Below are 19,317 nucleotides of genomic sequence, written 5' to 3' on the forward strand. Positions count from 1 at the left end.
CGTCTGGATGCGGAGAACGGCGCGGGTTACGCTACGCGCGTCGCGAGGAGGAACAAGTGGGCGCACACGCCCGATGGACCCAACTGCTGGAAATACTGGGCAATCAGGGCCATCTCGATGTCACCGAGGCCGCCGAACTGCTCGGCTGCTCCTCCGCCACGGTCCGGCGCGACATGGACGAACTGGCCCGGCAGTCTTTGCTGACCCGCACCCGCGGCGGGGCCGTGGTCAGCTCCGTGGCCTACGATCTGCCGCTGCGTTACAAGACGGCCCGCAAGGCGGACGAGAAGCAGCGCATCGCGAAGGCGGTCGCCGAACTCGTCCCGTCGGGCTCCGTCGTCGGCATCAACGGCGGCACCACGACCTCCGAGGTGGCCAGGGAGCTGGCCGTCCGCACCGACCCGGGCGGCACGTCCGGCGGCGTCGCGCTGACCGTCGTCACCAACGCGATCAACATCGCCAACGAGCTGGCGATCCGCCCCCATGTGAAGATCGTCGTCACGGGCGGCGTGGCCCGGCCGAGCTCGTACGAACTCGTCGGCCCGCTCGTCACATCCGTCCTGCAGAGCCTCGCCCTCGACTACACGATCCTCGGTGTGGACGCGGTCCACCCGCGCTTCGGCGCGGCCACGCACGACGAGTCGGAGGCCAGCGCGAACCGCTCGCTCGCCGAACGCGCGGGCACCGTCATCGTGGTGGCCGACTCCTCGAAGCTGGGCCGCCGGGCGTTCGCCCAGGTGTGCGCGCTGAACGCGGTGTCGATCCTGGTGACGGACAAGGACGCCCCCGAGGCGCTCGTCGAGGAGATCACGGCTCAGGGCATCGAAGTCATCTGCGTGTAACCGGGCGCCCCCGTAAGGGCCGCGCTCGACAAGGCGGTGGCCGTGGCGGGTGGGCAGGGGCATGGACTTCTGGAGCGCGCACAGGGACTCTCGGCGGACTTTGACGGGTCCGGCTGATCTCACCTGCTCGAAAACGCGCCATAACTTGCACCGCCAAGCATGCGCTGGGGCCGTAACCCGGACCGGCCCCGCCACCTCACGCGCTCGGTGATCCTCGCGCGGGTCTGAGAGCCCCGCGGGCCGATCAACTGTGCCTGACAGCAACGCTGTTGTGCGGGCGGTGTCAGTGCAGCGGCGTTGAGCGCGATCTCAGTACCCCGGGCGCCACCGAGTGCGGCAGCAGGTCCGCCGGACTCTGCGGGAGCACCACCTCCAGCTCCGCCTCCTCATGGAAGCGGTACGGGCGGTGCCCGAGCAGGCTGCCGAGATAGCGCCGTATCCGCGACATCTCGGCGCGGACCGTCACCGTGCGCGTCGGGTCGCCGAACATGTCCTGTGCGAGGCCCGCCGCGCTGTGCCCGCCGCGGTGCAGGGCCAGCAGATAGAGGAGTTCGGCGTGGCGCGGGCTCAGCTCGTGCGACCAGGACCGCGTGCCGTCCGTCACCGTGACCGACCAGCGCCGGGGCCTGCTCACATCCAGCACGACGCGGGTGCCGCCGAGCGGCTCGGCAGCCCCGTCCGGGCCGTCGGGCCGCAGCAGCCAGCCGCCCGGCAGCGGCGCCACCGCGCACATTCCCAGCGTCGGCACCCAGGCCCGCCCGTCCGAGAGTTCCGAGAGCTCGGACAGCGACTTGGGCAGCGCGATCCGGTCCACCGGCTGCATCCCCGTCACCGCCGCCGTCCAGCCCTGGACGTCCACCGCGACCGCCCGGCCGCCGATCCGCGCGAGGACCGGCGCCGCGACGGCCCGCAACCGGTCGAGGGCCGCCGCATGACGCTCCCGCAGCCGCGCCTCCGCGAGCTGCGCCACCGCCCCGACGAGCGAGAGCGTCGCCGGGTGCATCGTCTCCAGCGGGCCGCTCACATCGACGACGCCCATCAGCTGCCCGTCGCGCGGGTCCGTGATCGGCGCCCCCGTGCACGTCCACGCGTGCTGCGACACCACGAAGTGCTCGGCGGAGAACACCTGCACCGGGCGCCGCGTCACGAGCGGCGTGCCCACCCCGTTCGTACCGACCGTCTCCTCGGCCCAGTCCGCGCCCAGTTCGAAGCCGAGCCGGTCGGCCTTGTGCAGCACCGCCGCGCTGCCCTCGCGCCACAGGATGCGCCCGTCCCCGTCGGACACGACCATGATGTGCTGCGCCGCGTCCGCGACGGTGACCAGTGCCTCGCGCAGCACCGGCAGGACCTCCGTGAGCCCCGACGCCTGGCGGCGCTCCTCGATCTCCTCGAGGTTCAGCAGGCCCGACCGCACGTCATGGTCCGGGTCGACACCGCTGCGCAGCATGCGGTTCCAGGACTCGCCGATCACCGGGCGCGGCAGGATCTGCGGCCGCTGCCCCGACAGGGTCGCGGCGCGGACACCCTTCAGGAGCCGTGCGGCCAGCGAGAAGTCCATCGTGGACAGCCGGCCCAGATCGACGGTCGAGTTCTTCTGCGTCACAGGTCCTCCTGGAACAGACCGGCGCATACGGACGTGTGCTCATCGTGCCGCGTCTTCGGCCTTCGTGGGGCCGAAAGGGGAGCGCGACAGTTGCAACCCTCTGCAACTCTGGCGAACAGCCGTACGTCGGTCGAAGCTGAAACCGTGCCGCTCCGGCGGCGCGGGAGCTCCTCAAGGGGCCTGAAGGGCGGGGGTGATGCCGTGTCGGCGCAGCATCACCCCCGTAACCTCAGCGGTCAAGGCCCGTGACCTCGGTCGATACCCCGTAACCTCGAGCCGGTCGCTCAGCTCACAGGGCGCGCCCGCTCGACGACCGACCGCAGGTCCAGGCTGTGCGGCAGCGTGCCGAACGCCGAACCCCAGTCCCCACCGAGCCGCGAGGCGCAGAAGGCGTCCGCGACTTCCGGCGGCGCGTGACGCACCAGCAGCGAACCCTGGAGCACGAGAGCGATCCGCTCCACGACCCGGCGCGCCCGTGCCTCGACGCCCTCCAGGTCGGCGAGTTCGGTCAGCAGGCCCTTGATGGCGTTGTCGAGACGGTGATCGGCGCCGCGCGCCTTGCCGACCTCCTGGAGGAACGCGTTGAGTGCCTGCGGCTCGCGCTGCAACGCCCGCAGCACGTCGAGGGCCTGCACATTGCCGGACCCCTCCCAGATCGAGTTGAGCGGCGACTCGCGCAGCAGCCGCGGCATGCCTGACTCCTCCACATAGCCGTTCCCGCCCAGGCACTCCAGGGCCTCCGCCGCCACGGGCGTACAGCGCTTCGTCACCCAGTACTTGGCGGCCGGCACCGCGATCCGCAGGAACGCGCGCTCCTGCTCCGACCCGGTGTCCTGGACGGCGTCCTGGGCCGCCGCGAGCCGCAGCGCCAGCGTCGTCGCGGCCTCCGACTCCAGCGACAGGTCGGCCAGCACGTTGCGCATCAGCGGCTTGTCGATGAGCCGGCCGCCGAACGCCTCGCGGTACGTGCAGTGGTGGATCGCCTGTGCGACGGCCTGCCGCATGATCGCGGCCGAACCGAGCACGCAGTCCAGGCGCGTGGCGGCGACCATCTCGATGATGGTGCGCACCCCGCGCCCCTCGTCCCCGACCCGGCGCGCCCACGTCCCGTCGAACTCGACCTCGGCCGACGCGTTCGACCTGTTGCCCAGCTTGTCCTTGAGCCGCTGGATCGCGAACGGGTTGCGCGCGCCGTCCTCCAGGACGCGCGGCAGCAGGAAACACGTGAGTCCCTCGGGCGCCTGCGCCAGGACGAGGAACCCGTCCGACATGGGCGCCGAACAGAACCACTTGTGCCCGGTCAGCTCGTACGTGCCGTCCTCGGCGAGCGGTGTCGCCCGCGTCGTGTTGGCCCGGACGTCGCTGCCGCCCTGCTTCTCCGTCATGCCCATCCCGAACACGACGCCCGCCTTGGTGGCGGCGGGCCGCAGCCCCGCGTCGTACACCGTCGACGTCAGCCGGAGCTCCCACTCGGCGGCCAGCGCCGGGTCGGCGCGCAGCGCGGGCACCGCCGCGTGCGTCATCGACAGCGGGCAGGTGTGGCCCGCCTCGACCTGGCTCCACACCAGGAACGCGGCCGCGCGCCGCAGGTGGCCGCCGGGCCGCGACCAGGCCGACGTCAGCCCGGCCGCGACACCCTTGGCCATGAGCCGGTGCCAGGACGGATGGAACTCGACCTCGTCGACCCGATGCCCGTAGCGGTCGTGGGTGTGCAGCGTCGGCGGGTTCTCGTTCGCGAGCACGCCCCACTCCTGCGCCTGGGCGGAACCGGCGGCGCGGCCGAGGCCGCCGAGTTCCTCACGGACCTCGGCCGTCAGCGAGGGCTCCAGATGCCGTTCGACCCCCTCGGCGAGGGCCCTGTCCGCGGCAAAAACGTCATATCCCACCAGGGGCGGAGCCTGGTTGGTCACTGCGTGAGTGGTGGCTGCCATGACAGATACGGTAAGGACGTGCACCAGGCAAAAGAAACACCAGATCGGCCGCGCAGAGGCCGACTCCACCGGGCCCGCGCCCTCTATCGCAACGTCTCGAAGCGCAGGACCGCCTGGCTGCTGCTCAAGGACACCGTCAACTCGTGCATGGAGTACCGCATCCTCGGGCTCGCGGCCGAGGCCGCGTTCTTCACCCTCCTGTCCGTGCCCCCGCTGCTCCTCTCCCTCATCGGGCTGCTCGCCTACGTCGACACCTGGACCGGCGCCGACACGATCGCGGGTGTGCGCGACAACATCCTGGAGGCGTCGCGAACCGTCCTGAGCGACGAGGGCGTGAAGGAGATCGCCCGGCCGATCCTCGAGGACGCGATGAAGGGCCGCCCGGACGTCATCTCCATCGGCTTCCTGTTCTCGCTGTGGTCGGGCTCGCGCGCGGTGTCCACGTTCGTCGACACGGTGACGGTCATGTACGGGCTCGACGGGGTGCGCGGCATCGTCAAGACCCGCCTGCTCGCCTTCCTGCTGTTCCTCGTCGCGCTGATCGTCGGCTCGGTCGCGCTGCCGCTGATGATCGCGGGCCCGGACGCGGTGATCGCCCTGGTCCCGTGGTCGGAGACCGTGGTCCAGGTCCTGTACTGGCCCGTCGTCCTCCTCCTGTCCGTGGTCTTCCTGACGACGCTCTACCACGTGTCCGTGCCCGTGCGTTCGCCCTGGATAGAGGACGTCCCCGGCGCCCTCGTGGCCCTCGCGATGTGGGTACCGGGCAGCTTCCTGCTCCGCCTCTACATCACCAGCACCATCGAGGGCCCCACCATCTACGGGTCCCTGGCCGCGCCCGTCGCCGTACTCCTGTGGATCGGCGTATCGGCGTTCGCGGTGCTCGTCGGCGCCGCAGTGAACGCGGCGATCGACCGGGTCTGGCCGTCCGTCGCGACCTCGGTCGCCCGCGCCGCGAACGAGCGGTGGCGGACCAAGCAGGCCGCGGAGTACGTCGCCCGCTCCGCCGCCCGCGAGGCGCACGGCGGCATCGACGACGCGGACGACCCGGACATGCCGTCCGAGTTCCCCGAGCGCTGGTCGAAGTTCCTGCCCCCGGACGACGTGTCGTCCCGCCTGCGCTCGCACGTGCGCAAGAACGGCGACCACCCGCACGAAGATCACGACCACCACGGCCACGACCACCGCGACCACAACTGACCGGCCGCCGCGTGCCCGCGGGCCCGGCGTAGCCTCGAAGGCATGGCTGACGTGTACCGGGAGAGGGCGGCGCCGGGCGTGGCGGGCGCGGTCCTGTGGACCCGTACCGTCACCCCCGAAGACGACGGTCCCCGCCCCGCGCCGGACGTCCTGCCCGACGGCTGCATGGACCTGCTGTGGACCGAGGGACGCCTCTTCGTCGCCGGACCGGACACGCACGCCTACCGGTCCGGCATGAGCGGCGCCACCCGGATCGCGGGCATCCGCTTCTTCCCCGGCACCGCCCCCGCCGTCCTCGGCGTCCCGGCCCACGAACTGCGCGACCGGCGCGTCGACCTCGCCGACCTGTGGCCGTCGGACCAGGTGCGGCGCCTGACCGAACGCGTCGACGCGGCACAGGATCCGGCCGCCGCCCTCGAAGCCGTCGCTCTCGAACGGGGAGCCGCGCCGCCCGACCCCGTCCTCGCGCACATCGTGACGTCGCTCGGCGCGGGCCGCACCGTCGCCGAGACCGCCGACAGAGCGGGGCTCGGCGCGCGCAGCCTGCACCGGCGCTCCCTCGCCGCGTTCGGCTACGGACCCAAGACCCTGGCCCGTGTCCTGCGCCTGCAACGCGCCCTGGCGCTGGCCCGCGGGGGAGTGCCGCTCGCCGATACGGCCGCGCGGGCGGGCTATGCCGACCAGGCCCATCTGGCGCGCGACGTACGGGAGTTGGCGGGCGTCCCGCTGACCCGCCTCGTCTGACGCAGCCCCCGCCTACCAGGGCGAGATCGGCTCGACCCCGACCCGGCGCCCCTCCTCGTCGAGCAGATGCCCCATGCGCTTGACCGTGTGCAGGCCGACGATGCGGTCCGTCACCGTGAGCGTGGGCAGCCGGGCGCAGAGCGCGGTCTCGCGGCGCTGGATGTCCCCCAGGTCGTGCACCCACAGCGTGGCGAAGATGTTCGAGGGACCCGTGACGGCCGCGACCAGCCGGCACTCCGGAAGCGCGGCGAGCGTGCGGTGGACGGTGCCGATGTCCCGCGCGGGGACCCGGCCGAGCAGCGACACCGGGACCGGATGCCCGGCGAGCGCGGACGCGATGTCGCAGCGGAACGTCAGGACCGCCGAGTCCGTGAGACGGCGCAGCCTGCGGCGCACGGTGGGCGGGCTGGTGTCGGTGCGCTCGGCGAGTTCGGCGAGGCCCAGGCGCCCGTCGCGCACGAGTTCGCCGAGCAGGGCCCGGTCCACGGGGTCGAGTTCGAGCCCGCGCGCCGGCTCCTGCGCCGCCGTCGCACTGCCCAGCGCCGTGAGCTGCGAGGGGTCGAGGGAACGCAGCCGCCAGCGGCTGCCCTCGACGTAGAGCGACGTGGCGAGCAGCGCGCTGACCGACACGATCCCCGGCAGCTGTTCCAGCTCCTGCGTGAGGAAGCGGCTGAGCGAGGGCAGGTCGGGGGCGAGCACGTCGAGCAGCAGGTCGGAGCTGCCCGGCGCGGTCACCTCGATCGTCGCTGCCTCCGGGAGCGCGCTCAGCTCCGCCAGCAGCCGCGACCGCTCCTGAGGTTGGCAGCGCAGCAGCACGAACGCCGTGCAGCGGTTGCGGGTGAACTCACGGCCCGGCGCCGCGTACACCCAGGCGAGCCCCGCCCGCGTCAGCCGGTCCCACCGCCGCGCCAGCGTGCCCGCCGTCACGCCGAGCAGCGGGGAGAGCTCCGACCAGGACGCCCGGGGCCGCAGCTGGAGGGCGTTCACCAGAGCGAGGTCGAGCTCGCTGGCGGTGACCGTTTCTCGCATCACAAGCACTCCGTACGTACGAATCCATGAATATTCGGGGCCGCCCGTGCCTCGGCCCGCACAGTAGCGACCACATTCGGTTCCGGCCACCAGAAGACCCAGAGGTGAAGCTGTGTCCACGCACATAACGGGAACGGGACGCGGGCCGAGAGCGGTCAGCTCCGGTCCGGCCATGGTCGCGACGATGGCCGTCGTCGTCCTGTTCAGCGGCATCGTCCAGGGCTATCTCACCCCGCTCCTCCCCGAGGTCGGCCGGAGTCTGCACATCGGCACCGTCGGGCAGAACAACATCTACCTGCTCTTCCAGCTCGCCTGTGCCGTGCTGACGCCGCTGCTGTCCCGGCTCGGTGACCTGTACGGACACCGCAGGCTGCTGCGGGTGGCGCTCGCGATGGTGGCGGGCGGCTCGCTCCTGATCGCCGCGTGGCCGTCCGCCGTGACCCTCGCCGTCGGCGTCACCCTCCAGGGCGCCCTCGTCGGCTTCTTCCCGCTCCTCGTGGGCATCCTCCGCTCCCGCGCCCCCGAGCAGAACCGCACCGGGATCTCCCTCCTCGTGGGCGTCCTGCTCATCTCGATCGGCGTCGGCGGGCTCGTGGCCGGCGCGCTCAGCGAGGGACACGCGCAGGCGGGTCTGTGGACCGCGGTCCCCGTCGCCGTGCTCGCCGTCGTCGCCGGTCTGGTACTGCCGGACAGTGACATCCCGCGCGGCGGGCGCTTCCACTACGGCGCGGCGGCGCTGCTCACCGCGGGCCTCGTCGCGCTCGTCCTCGTCCTCGCGCAGGGCAGCACGTGGGGCTGGGGCTCGGCGCGCACGATCGGGCTCGCCGTCGTGGCCGTCGCCGTCCTCACGGCCTGGGTGGCCGTCGAGCGCCGGTCCGAGAACCCGCTGGTCAGCGTCCGTATGCTGGCCAACCCGCGGCTCGCGGTGGTCAGCGGCTACACGTTCTGCGCCGCGTTCGGCACGATCGGCTTCCTCGGCGCCAACGCCCTCTTCCTCGGCTCCTCGCGGTCCGAGAACGGCTACGGCATGGACATGGGCCCGCAGGCCATCGCCACGATCTCGCTCGCCATGGTCGTGGCCGGATTCGCCGGATCCACGCTGACCCCGCGCCTCGCCCGGCGCATCGGCGACCGCGCCGTGCTCGCCACGGGCGGCGTCCTCGTCGCGCTCGGCTTCGTCGGCATGGCCCTCTTCCACGGCAGCCTCGCCCAGTACGTGACCTCCGCCCTCGTCGTGGGCCTGGCTACCGGGCTCTTCGAGTCGATCACGCGGACCCTCTCGGCGGAGGTCGTCGAGGAGCACGAGACCGCGCTCGCCGTCGGCCTCAACGAACTCGCCCTCTCGCTGGGCGCGGCCATCGGCGCCGCCGTGATCGGCGGCTTCTTCACCGCCCACGCCGTGCGTGGCACCACGCGCATCGCGGAGTCCGGCTACCTGTGGGGCTGGGGCGCGTGCGCCTGCGCCGCCGTCGTCGGCACGGCCCTCGCCCTGCGCTACCGCGCCCCCCGCGCCGACGCCGTCACCCCCGTACCGCACCTCGCCCCGACCGGAGACCTCGCATGACCGACACCCCGACCGCGTGCAAGACCGTGACCGGCGCTGTACGGAACTGGCGCGAGCCGGTCGTCGCCCTCAGCCACGCCCTGCACGACGACCCCGAGACCGCCCTCCAGGAGCACCGCGCCGCGGCCCGGATCGCCGACCTCATGGAGAGCGCCGGATTCACCGTCACCCGCGGCGCCGGCGACCTTCCCACCGCGGTGCTCGCCACCTACGGCACCGGCGACCTCGTGATCGCGTTCTGCGCCGAGTACGACGCCCTGCCCGGCATCGGCCACGCCTGCGGGCACAACGTGAACGGCGCCGCGTCCGTCGGTGCCGCGCTCGGCCTCGCCGCCGCCGCCGACGAACTCGGCGTCACGGTCAAGCTGATCGGCACGCCCGCCGAGGAGGACATCGGCGGCAAGGTGCTGCTCATGGACGCCGGGATCTTCGACGACGTCGCCGCCGCGATGATGGTGCACGCCGCCCCCGACGACACCGTGGGCGCCTCCTCGCTGGCCATCGGCGCCTGGGACCTCGCCTATCGGGGCCGGCCCTCGCACGCCGCGCTCGCCCCCTGGGAGGGCGTCAACGCGCTCGACGCCATGACCGTCGCCCAGACCGCGGTCGGCCTCCTGCGCCAGCAGCTGCCGCCCGGCGTCGTCGTGCACGGCATCATCACCGACGGCGGCCAGGCCGTGAACGTCATCCCCGCCCGCACCGCAGCCCGCTACGAGGTCAGGGCGCGCACCGTGGAGCAGCTCGCCGAGGCCTGGCAACGGGTCAGGGCGTGCTTCGAGGCGGGCGCGCTCGCCACCGGCGCCGAGCTCGAAGTGAGCGCGCACGGGAGGGACTTCGCCGATCTGCGCCAGGACGAGGAGATGACCCGGTCCTACGCGAGGGCCGCCGGCGAGCTGGGCCGTAAGGTCACCTCGCTGCACGGCGAGACGATGGCGTCGACCGACATGGGCAACGTCTCGCAGCGCATTCCCACGATCCACCCCACGGTCGGCTACGACACGGGCGGCGCCAAGCAGCACACCCCCGAGTTCACAGCCCACGGCAAGACCCCGGGCGCCGACCTCGCGGTGCTCGACGGGGCGACGGCCCTCGCCCTCGTCGGCGTCGACCTCGCGACGTCCGGGGAACAGCGCGCCCGGCTGCTCGACGGGGTGCGCAAGCGCCGGGCGAACGCGTCCTAGCCGGGCGGACGCTTCTCAAGAGGTGGTGGCCAGCGGTGCGAACAGGTCGACCCCGTTCCCGTCCGGGTCGAGGACCACGGCGTACCGCTGGCCCCAGAACGCGTCCCACGGCTTGAGCTCACCGTCGTACCCGGCGGCCAGCAGCTCCTCGTAGACGGCGTCCACCCCGGACGCGTCGCCGCAGTCGAAGGCCAGCCCGTGCCGGGAGGCGCCACGGGCGGGCGCCCGCCAGGACGGGTGGAACGACTTCACGGTCTCCTCGGTGTCGAGCAGGACGCGCAGGCCGCCGGGCAGGACGGCCTCCGCGTGCGGCTGCTCCTCGGCCCCTTCGGGGAACGCGAGGCCGAGGCGGCGGTAGAACGTGACGGCGGCGGCCATGTCGGAGACGACGACGCCGACGGCGTCCAGTCGTGCGGTGATCTCGGTCATGGCCCCACCGTAGGCACCTGCCCCGGCGCCGGTCTTGAAGGAATCGGACACTGCCCTGCCGCGCCCCGTTCAGTCGCTGAACGCGGTGTCCCGCGCCACCTTCTCCCAGGCGCCGATCTCGGCGCGCACCCCGTCGAGGTGACCCACGACCGCGTCCACGGCGTCGTCGCCGAGCGGCAGCCGCAGCGGCGTCAGGTCCGCCCCGAGCGCGGTGATGATCGAGGCGGCGGCCTTCGCCGGGTCGCCGGGCTGGTCGCCGTCGCTGCCGCTGACCATCCGCCGCGTCGGGCCGACCGTGCCCGCGTAGTCGTCGAGCTCCGCGCTGACGGTCGTGTTGCCGAACAGGCTCGTGCGGAACGCGCCCGGCTCCACGACGAGGACCTTGATGCCGAGCGGCCCCACCTCGGCCGCGAGTGCCTCCGAGAAGCCCTCGAGCGCGAACTTCGTACCGCTGTACGCGGAGAACCCGGCGAACGACATCTGCCCGCCCATGCTGCTCATCTGCACGATCGCCCCCGAGCGCCGCGCCCGCATGTGCGGCAGGACCGCGCGGACCAGCGCCGCAGGCCCGAAGAAGTGCACGTCGAACAGGCCGCGCAGCTCCGCGTCCGTGGTCTCCTCGGCGGCCCCGACATGACTGCGGCCCGCGTTGTTGACCAGGACGTCGATCCGGCCGTGCCGCGCGACGACGTCCGCCACCGCGGCCCCGATACCGGCCGTGTCCGTCACGTCCAGGGTGAGCGCCTCGACCTGGTCGGGGTGGGCCGCGACCAGGTCGGCCAGGGCCGACGTGTTGCGCGCGGTGGCCACGACGACATCGCCGGCGGCGACGGCCGCCTCGGTGATCGCCCGCCCGAAGCCGCTGTTCGCACCGGTGACCAGCCAGACCTTCGCCATCTCGAACTTCCTTTGAAAGATGTGATCCTGTCGGATCAACTTTGTCGCCGGTACCGGTGGCCCGTCCAAGACCTGGCGTGATAACTGATGGTTATGGACGTACACGGCAGAGATCTGCGCTACTTCGTGGCGGTCGCCGAGGAGCTGCACTTCACCCGCGCGGCCGAGCGGCTCTACGTCTCGCAGCCCGCGCTGAGCAAGCAGATCCGGATGCTGGAGGGGCAGCTCGGCACCGAGCTGTTCGACCGGGACCGCCACGGCGTGCGGCTCACCCCCGCCGGCGCCGCGCTCCTGCCGCACGCGCGCGCCGTTCTCACCGCGTGGGAGACCGGCGCCGAGGCGGTGGAGCGCGCCAAAGCCGAGCAACTGGCCACGCTGGACGTCGGAATGAGCACGAGCCCCGGCCGCGGCGGACTGCTCCCCGCGGTCCGGTCACGCTTCACCGAGGCCCACCCCGACGCCAGGATCCGGCTGCGCCAGTTCGGCTGGGACGACGCGACCGCGGGGCTCGCGGACGGCACCTCCGACGTTGCGTTCGTGTGGCTGCCGCTCCCGGACGCCGACCGCTACCGGTGGGTCGTCGTCGCCGAGGAGCCCCGGCATGTCGCCCTCCCGGAGACCCACCGCCTCGCGGCCCTGGACGAGATCGACTTCGCGGACCTCGCGGACGAACCCTTCCTCGCGCTGCCGCGGAGCGCCGGAGCGCTGCGGGACCACTGGCTCGCCACGGATGCCCGCGACGGCACGCGGCCACGCGTCGGCGCCGAGATCGCCGGTACCGACGAGACGTATGAGGCGCTCGTGGGCGGGCTCGGGGTGTGCCTGGTCGCGGCGGGCAACGCGCCGCTCATCGCGCTCGACGGCGTCGTGACCCGCCCCGTGCGCGGCGTCTCGCCCTCCCGGCTGGCGCTCGCCTGGCGCGACGGCGACCGGCGGCCGCTCGTACGGGACTACGCGCGGGCCGCCCGCGAGGCCACCCGCGCTCAGTGACGTACGGCCGCAGCGAGCGCGGCGATCCGGTCCGGGCCCACCCGGCAGCAGCCCCCGATCAGCCGCGCCCCCGCCCGCTCCCAACCGGCCACCAGGTCCGCGGTGAACGTGGCCGCGCCCCGCCAGCCGCGCGCCTCCGCGTCCCAGGACTCGCCGCTGTTCGGATAGGCCACCACCGGCTTCCCCGTGACGCGCGCGGCCAGCGCCACCGCGGGTTCGACGTCCTCGGGGGCGCAGCAGTTGACGCCCACCGCGACGATCTCGTCCGCGTCGGCGGCGAGCGCGAACGCCTCCTCCAGGGGCTGCCCGGCGCGGGTGCGGTCACCGGCGACGCTGTACGACAGCCACGCCGGGACACCGAGCCCCCGCACGGCCCGCAGCAGCGCCCGCGCCTCGTCGGTGTCCGGCACGGTCTCCAGGGCGAGCATGTCCGGCCCGGCCGCGGCGAGGGCGTCGAGCCGGGTCCGGTGGAAGGCCTCCAGCTCGGCCACCGTCAGGCCGTAGCGGCCTCGGTACTCCGAACCGTCGGCCAGCATCGCCCCGTACGGGCCCGCCGACGCGGCCACCCACAGCGGACCCGGCACCCCCTTCGCCTCCGCGCGCCGGGCGGCCTCGCGCGCCAACCTGACGCTCAGGGCGAGCAGTTCGGCGGCCCGCTCGCGGGAGACCCCGCGCCGCGCGAACCCCTCGAACGTCGCCTGATAGCTCGCCGTGATCGCCACCGAGGCCCCCGCCTCGTAGTACGCGAGGTGCGCGGCCACGATCGCCTCGGGCCGCTCGGCGAGCAGCCGCGCCGACCACAGTTCGTCGCTCAGGTCGTACCCGGCGGACTCCAGCTGGTTGGAGAGCCCGCCGTCCAGGACGACCGGCCCCGCGGCGAGGGCTTCGGCAAGAGGGGGCGACTTCATACGACGACGCTAACCGTTCCTAGGGACTGAGCGGGAGTGAGTCCTGTCGCCAGGTCTCGTGCTCAGCCGAACGCCCCGAACGGTGTTGGGGGTTCTGGTTCCCCGCGTTCGCTCCGCGTCCGGGCGGCACACATCTGGTGCGTGGTCCGGGAATGCGGGGGCGAGGTCCCTCACGCCCCGGGGTTTCCGTTCCGGCCTGGACGGTCCGATGCCCGTACCCATCACTCTGGTGGGTACGGGGCGGTGTCGTCCGTCGCCGGATCGGGCGCCCCAGGGCGCGTCTTCCGATCGCACTTGGCAAACCCACTCGCGCGCACTGCGGTAGCCGCCCGCGTCCCGCTTGGAGCCTTTCGCCCAGACCGGGAGCGACAACCGGTGCCGGACCGTCTGGATCCCGGTTTCCAGGCTGTGGAGGTGCGCGGCCTGGCCACGCCGGGCCAGTGCCCGCTGATCACGGGTGGCCTTCGTGAGTGAACCCGCCCACCGCGACGAGGACTGGTCGGTCAACGTCCGTTTACGCTCGGCCCACCGCCCGGCGTCGTGGTCCAGGCCGGCCGCACATCGGGCCCTCAGATCCCGGGACGCGAGCGACCCGAGGTGGTCGCCGACCAGCCGCAGCACCTCCTCGTCCCCGGTGGTGAGGCCCTTGAGCCGGTCACGGATCGCCACACCCGACGGTCCCGGCACCACGAACGTCGCCGCCAACTCCCGCAGCCCGCCCACCTCATCACCCCCACCTGCATTGAAGATGCCGTCACAGCACCCAACGGCCGCCACTCCCCAGAGGTCACGCATTCGATGCGAGAACTGCTGTTCCCTTCCGGTCCTCCTACGGGCGGCAGCTGAGGACTTTCGCGCATGCCCCAACACGCTCACACGTAGTCAACGAACAGCAACCGCTGCCCCGTTGGAGAACCGGATCAGCGCTTGAAGGCCACCGCCGCGTACACGTTGATGTCGTCGTCGGTGACGTCGTTGATGTCGCGGTACATCGTCTGCTCGATCGGGTCGAGGCTCGCCACGTACTCCTCGTCGTGGCCGGCGCCCCCGTCGTGGTCGGCGACGTGGCCGGGCCGCCAGTGATGGGCGGGCACGATGCCCGGCTCGACGATCTCCAGGCCGTTCTCCGTGAAGAACCGGCGCACTTCGTCCGCCGAGCGGAGCACGAACGTGAAGCCGCGCTCGTGGTACGTCTCGGCCACCTTGGCGATCTTCTCGGCGTTCAGGTCGGAGGTGAGGTGGCTCAGGAAGAGCGCACTGCCCACCGGCAGCGCGTCCACCAGCGCGCGCACGATGTCGTACGCCTCCGCGTCCTCGATGAAGTGCAGGATCGCCACGAGACCGAGCGCGATCGGCGCGTCCAGGTCGATGGTGTTCGCGGCGTCCTGGAGGATCTTCGCCGGGTCGCGCAGGTCCGCGTCGATGTAGGCCGTCGCGCCCTGGGGGCCGCTGGTCAGGAGGGCGCGGGCGTGCGCGAGGACGACGGGGTCGTTGTCCACGTAGACGATCCGCGCCTCGGGGGCGATGCGCTGGGCGACCTGGTGCACGTTCTCCTGCGTCGGCAGGCCCGTGCCGATGTCGAGGAACTGGCGCAGGCCCGCCTCGCGCGTCAGGTAGTTCACCGAGCGTCGCATGAAGTCGCGGTTGTGCCGTACGTCAAGGTAGCCGCGCGGGTTCGCCGCGAGGGCGGCGGCCGCCGCGTCCCGGTCGGCCGCGTAGTTGTCCTTGCCGCCGAGGAAGACGTCGTACACCCGCGCCGGGTGCGCCTTGGAGCTGTCGATCCGCTTGTGCAGCTGCTCGGCGGATTCGTGCTGGGGAGCGTTGTCGCCCATGAAGGCCATCCCTCGTAGCTGGTCGTCGTAGGGACAACAACCTAGCCCCTACGAGCACGTGTTCGTGATGGACTCCGGCCCGCCCGTACCGTCAACTCCCGGGTACGGGACAGGCCTCGGCCGTCGTACGGGCCGGCCGTCACCGAGCCGGCGCGCAGGTCGACCCGGAACGCGTAGCAGCCCTCGTACCAGGGGGTGCTGCGCAACCCGTTCACGCGGGCGGTCAGGGTGATCCGGGACCCGTCCGCCGAGCGGTCCGTGTGCGTCAGGTTCGCCAGGACCTGCCGCGACGTGACCGCGTCCTCCTGCCGGAGCGCGAACACCCGCCGCTTTTCGGCGTCTGTCAGCCTTCCGTCCCCCGCTATCGCGCCCGCGAGCGCCCGCCGGATCCTTGCGGCCACCTCGTCGAGCTGGTCCCGCCGGGCCGCCTCCGCCTGCGCGTCCCGCTCCCGCTGAATCCGGTGACAGCCGTCGGGCTTCAGGGACTTGAAGGTGGCGGTGTGCGGGGCCCCGTACGCGGAACTCGTAGCAGTCCCTGCCCTGCGGCCCGCTCCCGCCGTTCAGCCAGACGAGCGCCACGGTGACCTGCGCCGCCCCGCTGCCCTCGTACGCGCGGTCCTGGAGCCGCACCCCGGGGGTCGACGTCAGGATCGTCCAGCGCGCGGAGTCGCCGGCCGTCCCCTTCGACGTCGCGCGCAGCTCGGCGGCCAGGTCACGGGCGACGTCGGCGGGTTCGCGGACGGGGCGCGAGGGCAGCCGCTCGCACCGCTCGTCCGCGACTCTGCGCTCGCGGGCCGGGGGCGGTGCGGCGGCCGGGGTTGACGGTGAACTCGTAGCAGCCGTGGGCGGTCACGGTACCCATCCACACGCCCGTACTGCCGGTGAGGAGCGCGGTGACGGTGACGTGCCCGCCGTCGCGCTCCTCGGCCCAGCCGCTGTCCGGGCCCTTGCGGAACACGCGGTCCAGCTCCGTCTCGAACAGCGTGCCCCGGGCGGCCGCCGTCGACAGCTGGGTCCGCGTCGAGGCGGCGGCCCGCGTGACGTCGTCCTCGGCCCTGGCCTCGATACGCCCCGGGGCGGTTTCGAGGCGCCACCAGCCGTACCCCACCAGCGCCAGGGCCAGGACGAGCAATGTCACACAGCCGTTGAGCAGGCAGCCACCGCGCTGTCTCTCCACACCGTCAGGCTGAGGCGCCGCCGGCTCCGGCGGACCCCTCGTGTCCCGGACGTGATCGAACCGAGCGCGGAGCCGGACCTTCCGGTGTCCTGCGTGGCTCAGCCCGCCGTCGAGAACGTGAAGGCGAACGCGGCCGGGGCCACCTCGTGCACGTACTGCGGCAGCGGGCCCGGGCCGCAGGACTGGGAGCCGATGCCGTGCTGGGCGTGGTCCAGGTTCACCCACACCGTGTCCCCGGCCACCAGGTCCGTGCGGTGCCCGGCCGCGTCGAGGTGTTCGCCCGTCCAGCGGCGGGCCGTGAACCAGAACTCCGGCTCGCCGTCGATCCGCAGGCCGCCGATCTCCACCCGGCGGACATCCGCCCGCGCACCGTTCTCCTGCGGACGCACGTACGGCGTCTGGAGCTCGTCGAGGGACGCCTCCCACCGGCCGAGCCGCGACGCGGCCCGCGTGTCCGGATAGGCCTCGCCGGGGCCGCCGCCGAACCAGCGCGCGTGCGTCGCGGACGACGGGAGGCCGAGGCGGACGCCCAGGCGGGGGAGCGGCACCTTCCAGTCGCCCTCGGGGGCCACCGAGACCGTGAGGGTCAGGCGGCCCGCGTCGTCCGCCGTCCAGCGGTACTCCGTGGCGAGGGCGAACTGCTCTGCCGCGGGTGCCACTCGCGTCCGTACGGTCAAGGCGCCGGGTTCCAGGGCGACTTGGGCCAGGCGGTGCCGCATGCGGTGCAGCCCGGCCGCGCGCCACAGGGGGCCGAACCGCCGGTCCGCCTGCCAGTCGGCGCCGTTGTCGTTGTCGGTCGTCGCCCGCCACACGTCGAGGCGCACCCCGGTGACCGGCACCTGTCCGACGCTGTGCAGCTGGCCCGTACGTGCGTCGAAGGCAGCCGGGCCGAGCGTGATGACGTCCGCGTCCCGCACAGGCGACACCCCGCTCGCGGGAACGACCGACTGCCGCCCCGATACGGGGAGTTGAGCCCACGCCACCACATGACCCCGGTCGGCCCACGCGGTGTCGTCGGCCAGCGCCGCCCGTACCGACCACTGCGTCTCCGCGCCCCGCGCCGCGTCCGGCGGGGCGGGCAGCTTGACGTCCGCGCTCTCGCCGGGCGCGAGCGCCGGCACGGAGAGCGGGCCCGACTCCACCGGTGCGCCGTTCACCTCGTAGGACCAGGTGAAGGCCAGCGCGGCGAGGTCCGCGAAGTCGTGGCGGTTCGTGACGCGGACCGTGCCGGCCGTCCCGTCGCCCTCGATCAGGACCGGCTCGATCACCTTCTTGTACTCGACGAGCCCGGGCGAGGGCGTGCGGTCGGGGAAGAGGAGACCATCGCAGACGAAGTTGCCGTCATGCAGCTCCTCGCCGAAGTCACCGCCGTACGCGTACCCGTACCGCTCGTCCGCGAGGCCGTGGTCGATCCACTCCCAGACGAACCCGCCCTGGAGCCGGTCGTACGTCTCGAAGAGGCGCTGGTACTCGGAGAGTCCGCCGGGGCCGTTGCCCATCGCGTGCGCGTACTCGCACAGGATGAAGGGGAGTGCGCGGCGCGACTCGGGTCCCTCGTCCTCGTGACGTCCGATGCGTTCGACTTCGGCGTGGTCCGCGTACATCCGCGAGTAGACGTCGGTGTCGGCGCACGACGCGTCGCCCTCGTAGTGCAGCGGGCGGGACGGGTCGCGGTCGCGGATCCAGCCGGCCATCGCGGTCAGGCCCGCGCCCGTGCCGCACTCGTTGCCGAGGGACCAGATGATCACCGACGCGTGGTTCTTGTCGCGCTCCACCATGCGGGCGGCCCGGTCGAGGAGCGCCGGGGTCCAGCGCTCGTCGGCGACCGGATTGCCGTTCCACCGCTCGTGGGTGAAGCCGTGCGTCTCCAGGTCGCACTCGTCGATCACCCACAGGCCGAGCTCGTCGCACAGGTCGAGGAAGGCGGGGTGGGGCGGGTAGTGCGAGGTCCGCACGGCGTTGATGTTGTGCCGCTTCATGAGGAGGACGTCGTGGCGCATCGTCTCCTCGTCCAGGGTGCGGCCGTGCTCCGGGTGGAACTCGTGCCGGTTGACGCCGCGGAAGAGGATCCGCTTGCCGTTGACCTTGAGGACGCCGTCCTCCACGACGACCGTACGGAATCCGGCGCGGAAGGGGATGATCTCCCCGCCCGGCGTGGCCAGTTCACCCGCGTACAGGCGCGGCGTCTCGGCCGTCCACGGCTGAACCGGCAGCGTCACCGACTCCCCGGCCCCGATGTCGACGCCGAGTTCGGGCACGGTCACGCGGCCTCCCGCGCCCGCTTCGACGCGCAGCGTGCCCTGTGCGGTGAGGTGGTTGTACGCGGTGTGCACGAAGAAGTCGGCGTCCGCGCCGTCGGGCCGGTGCAGCAGCGTGACCTCACGGAAGATGCCGGGCATCCACCACTGGTCCTGGTCCTCCAGATAGGAGCCGGACGACCACTGGTGGACGCGTACGGCCAGGACGTTGCCCTCCGCGCGCAGCAGCCCCTCGACGGCGAACTCGTGCGGCAGCCGCGAGCCCTTGAACTCGCCCAGCTCCTCGCCGTTCAGCCAGACCCGCGCACACGACTCGACCCCCTCGAAGCGCAGCACGGTCGCTCCCGACGCGGGCCAGTCGTCCGGCAGGTCGAAGACGCGCAGATGGTCGCCGGTCGGGTTCTCGGTCGGGACGCGCGGCGGGTCGACGGGGAACGGGTAGACAGTGTTCGTGTACGCGGGCAACCCGTAGGCCCCGTTGCCCTGGAGCACCCAGTGCCCCGGCACCGTCAGATCCGCCCAGGCGGACGCGTCGTAGCCCGGGCGGGCGAAGGACTCGTCGTGGCCGTCGGCCGTCGCCGCGAGGCGGAAGCGCCACGGGCCGTTGAGAGACAGGGACTTGGCGTCGGAGGCGGCGTACCAGGAGCGCGGCGCGACACCGCCGGTCCCGGGGGACACCTGCTCGTAGTAGGGGAGTGCGGATTCCTCAGGGAGGGACACCTCGGGGAGGGACAT

General features: G+C 72.8%; 16 protein-coding genes and 1 pseudogene. 6 read left to right on the plus strand and 11 right to left on the minus strand.

Translation table 11 applies throughout. The annotated features are described in order from the left end of the window. Positions 1-56: 56 nt before the first annotated feature. Positions 57-842: a DeoR/GlpR family DNA-binding transcription regulator gene (locus ACY0PA_RS31755; RefSeq protein WP_473080920.1), complete on the plus strand. Its 786-nt coding sequence runs from the start codon at positions 57-59 to the stop codon at positions 840-842. A gap of 283 nt (positions 843-1,125) precedes the next feature. Here the strand turns inward: ACY0PA_RS31755 and ACY0PA_RS31760 are convergent, their stop codons facing one another. Next, positions 1,126-2,472: a helix-turn-helix domain-containing protein gene (locus ACY0PA_RS31760; protein ID WP_473080921.1), complete on the minus strand. Its 1,347-nt coding sequence runs from the start codon at positions 2,470-2,472 to the stop codon at positions 1,126-1,128. Positions 2,473-2,729: 257 nt separating this feature from the next. Further along, positions 2,730-4,376, minus strand: coding sequence for an acyl-CoA dehydrogenase family protein (locus ACY0PA_RS31765; RefSeq protein WP_473080922.1), 1,647 nt, complete (start codon positions 4,374-4,376; stop codon positions 2,730-2,732). An 18-nt stretch (positions 4,377-4,394) separates the two neighbouring features. On the opposite strand from ACY0PA_RS31765, the gene ACY0PA_RS31770 reads away from it, so the two are divergent. Together ACY0PA_RS31770 and ACY0PA_RS31775 are read left to right on the plus strand one after the other, a co-directional pair. Continuing rightward, a complete protein-coding gene (locus ACY0PA_RS31770; protein ID WP_473080923.1) occupies positions 4,395-5,573 on the plus strand; it encodes a YihY/virulence factor BrkB family protein in 1,179 nt (392 codons plus the stop codon). A gap of 51 nt (positions 5,574-5,624) precedes the next feature. Then, on the plus strand, positions 5,625-6,317 hold the full coding sequence (locus ACY0PA_RS31775; RefSeq protein ID WP_473086489.1) for a DUF6597 domain-containing transcriptional factor: 693 nt from the start codon (positions 5,625-5,627) through the stop codon (positions 6,315-6,317). A gap of 12 nt (positions 6,318-6,329) precedes the next feature. On the opposite strand, the gene ACY0PA_RS31780 is transcribed toward ACY0PA_RS31775, so the two are convergent. Next, positions 6,330-7,346 carry an Lrp/AsnC family transcriptional regulator gene (locus ACY0PA_RS31780; RefSeq protein ID WP_473080924.1) on the minus strand — a complete coding sequence of 339 codons (1,017 nt, stop codon included), beginning with the start codon at positions 7,344-7,346 and terminating at the stop codon, positions 6,330-6,332. 172 nt (positions 7,347-7,518) lie between these two features. On the opposite strand from ACY0PA_RS31780, the gene ACY0PA_RS31785 reads away from it, so the two are divergent. Further along, positions 7,519-8,910 (plus strand): MFS transporter, encoded by a 1,392-nt coding sequence (locus ACY0PA_RS31785; RefSeq protein ID WP_473080925.1) that lies wholly within the window; start codon positions 7,519-7,521, stop codon positions 8,908-8,910. Next, positions 8,907-10,091, plus strand: coding sequence for a M20 family metallopeptidase (locus tag ACY0PA_RS31790; RefSeq protein WP_473080926.1), 1,185 nt, complete (start codon positions 8,907-8,909; stop codon positions 10,089-10,091). Before ACY0PA_RS31785 ends, ACY0PA_RS31790 begins: the two co-directional genes overlap by 4 nt. Before the next feature lie 15 nt (positions 10,092-10,106). Here ACY0PA_RS31790 and ACY0PA_RS31795 read toward each other — a convergent pair whose 3' ends face one another. Further along, the gene (locus ACY0PA_RS31795; RefSeq protein ID WP_375982950.1) at positions 10,107-10,520 is read right to left on the minus strand and encodes a VOC family protein; all 414 of its coding nucleotides are present in this window, start codon (positions 10,518-10,520) and stop codon (positions 10,107-10,109) included. 69 nt (positions 10,521-10,589) lie between these two features. Continuing rightward, on the minus strand, positions 10,590-11,417 hold the full coding sequence (locus tag ACY0PA_RS31800; protein WP_473080927.1) for an oxidoreductase: 828 nt from the start codon (positions 11,415-11,417) through the stop codon (positions 10,590-10,592). Between the two features lie 87 nt (positions 11,418-11,504). Here ACY0PA_RS31800 and ACY0PA_RS31805 point away from each other — a divergent pair, with 87 nt between their 5' ends. Further along, on the plus strand, positions 11,505-12,407 hold the full coding sequence (locus ACY0PA_RS31805) for a LysR family transcriptional regulator (protein WP_473080928.1): 903 nt from the start codon (positions 11,505-11,507) through the stop codon (positions 12,405-12,407). Here the strand turns inward: ACY0PA_RS31805 and mmuM are convergent. The 6 genes and pseudogenes from mmuM to ACY0PA_RS31835 all read right to left on the minus strand — a co-directional run bounded on the left by mmuM (position 12,401) and on the right by ACY0PA_RS31835 (position 19,317). Further along, entirely contained in the window at positions 12,401-13,315 is a 915-nt protein-coding gene (gene mmuM, locus ACY0PA_RS31810; protein ID WP_473080929.1) for a homocysteine S-methyltransferase, read from the minus strand. The two genes, ACY0PA_RS31805 and mmuM, sit on opposite strands and share 7 nt — an antisense overlap. A gap of 288 nt (positions 13,316-13,603) precedes the next feature. After that, a pseudogene (locus ACY0PA_RS31815) lies at positions 13,604-14,038 on the minus strand (IS200/IS605 family accessory protein TnpB-related protein); the annotation flags it as partial. Between the two features lie 197 nt (positions 14,039-14,235). After that, on the minus strand, positions 14,236-15,147 hold the full coding sequence (locus ACY0PA_RS31820; protein ID WP_473080930.1) for an SAM-dependent methyltransferase: 912 nt from the start codon (positions 15,145-15,147) through the stop codon (positions 14,236-14,238). A 41-nt stretch (positions 15,148-15,188) separates the two neighbouring features. Beyond that, on the minus strand, positions 15,189-15,548 hold the full coding sequence (locus tag ACY0PA_RS31825; RefSeq protein ID WP_473080931.1) for a hypothetical protein: 360 nt from the start codon (positions 15,546-15,548) through the stop codon (positions 15,189-15,191). 311 nt (positions 15,549-15,859) lie between these two features. Continuing rightward, positions 15,860-16,324 carry a hypothetical protein gene (locus ACY0PA_RS31830; protein WP_473080932.1) on the minus strand — a complete coding sequence of 155 codons (465 nt, stop codon included), beginning with the start codon at positions 16,322-16,324 and terminating at the stop codon, positions 15,860-15,862. A gap of 98 nt (positions 16,325-16,422) precedes the next feature. Beyond that, on the minus strand, positions 16,423-19,317 hold the full coding sequence (locus tag ACY0PA_RS31835) for a glycoside hydrolase family 2 TIM barrel-domain containing protein (RefSeq protein ID WP_473080933.1): 2,895 nt from the start codon (positions 19,315-19,317) through the stop codon (positions 16,423-16,425).

This window comes from Streptomyces sp. DS1-CR2 (assembly GCF_055760475.1).

Excerpts from the sequence above, each read along its gene's own strand:
- ACY0PA_RS31835 (WP_473080933.1), bottom strand. The coding sequence starts at position 19,317 with ATGTCCCTCCCCGAGGTGTCCCTCCCTGAGGAATCCGCACTCCCCTAC.
- ACY0PA_RS31765 (WP_473080922.1), bottom strand. The coding sequence starts at position 4,376 with ATGGCAGCCACCACTCACGCAGTGACCAACCAGGCTCCGCCCCTGGTG.
- ACY0PA_RS31795 (WP_375982950.1), bottom strand. The coding sequence starts at position 10,520 with ATGACCGAGATCACCGCACGACTGGACGCCGTCGGCGTCGTCGTCTCC.
- ACY0PA_RS31800 (WP_473080927.1), bottom strand. The coding sequence starts at position 11,417 with ATGGCGAAGGTCTGGCTGGTCACCGGTGCGAACAGCGGCTTCGGGCGG.
- ACY0PA_RS31820 (WP_473080930.1), bottom strand. The coding sequence starts at position 15,147 with ATGGGCGACAACGCTCCCCAGCACGAATCCGCCGAGCAGCTGCACAAG.
- ACY0PA_RS31760 (WP_473080921.1), bottom strand. The coding sequence starts at position 2,472 with ATGCGCCGGTCTGTTCCAGGAGGACCTGTGACGCAGAAGAACTCGACC.
- mmuM (WP_473080929.1), bottom strand. The coding sequence starts at position 13,315 with ATGAAGTCGCCCCCTCTTGCCGAAGCCCTCGCCGCGGGGCCGGTCGTC.
- ACY0PA_RS31805 (WP_473080928.1), top strand. The coding sequence starts at position 11,505 with ATGGTTATGGACGTACACGGCAGAGATCTGCGCTACTTCGTGGCGGTC.
- ACY0PA_RS31780 (WP_473080924.1), bottom strand. The coding sequence starts at position 7,346 with ATGCGAGAAACGGTCACCGCCAGCGAGCTCGACCTCGCTCTGGTGAAC.
- ACY0PA_RS31790 (WP_473080926.1), top strand. The coding sequence starts at position 8,907 with ATGACCGACACCCCGACCGCGTGCAAGACCGTGACCGGCGCTGTACGG.
- ACY0PA_RS31785 (WP_473080925.1), top strand. The coding sequence starts at position 7,519 with ATGGTCGCGACGATGGCCGTCGTCGTCCTGTTCAGCGGCATCGTCCAG.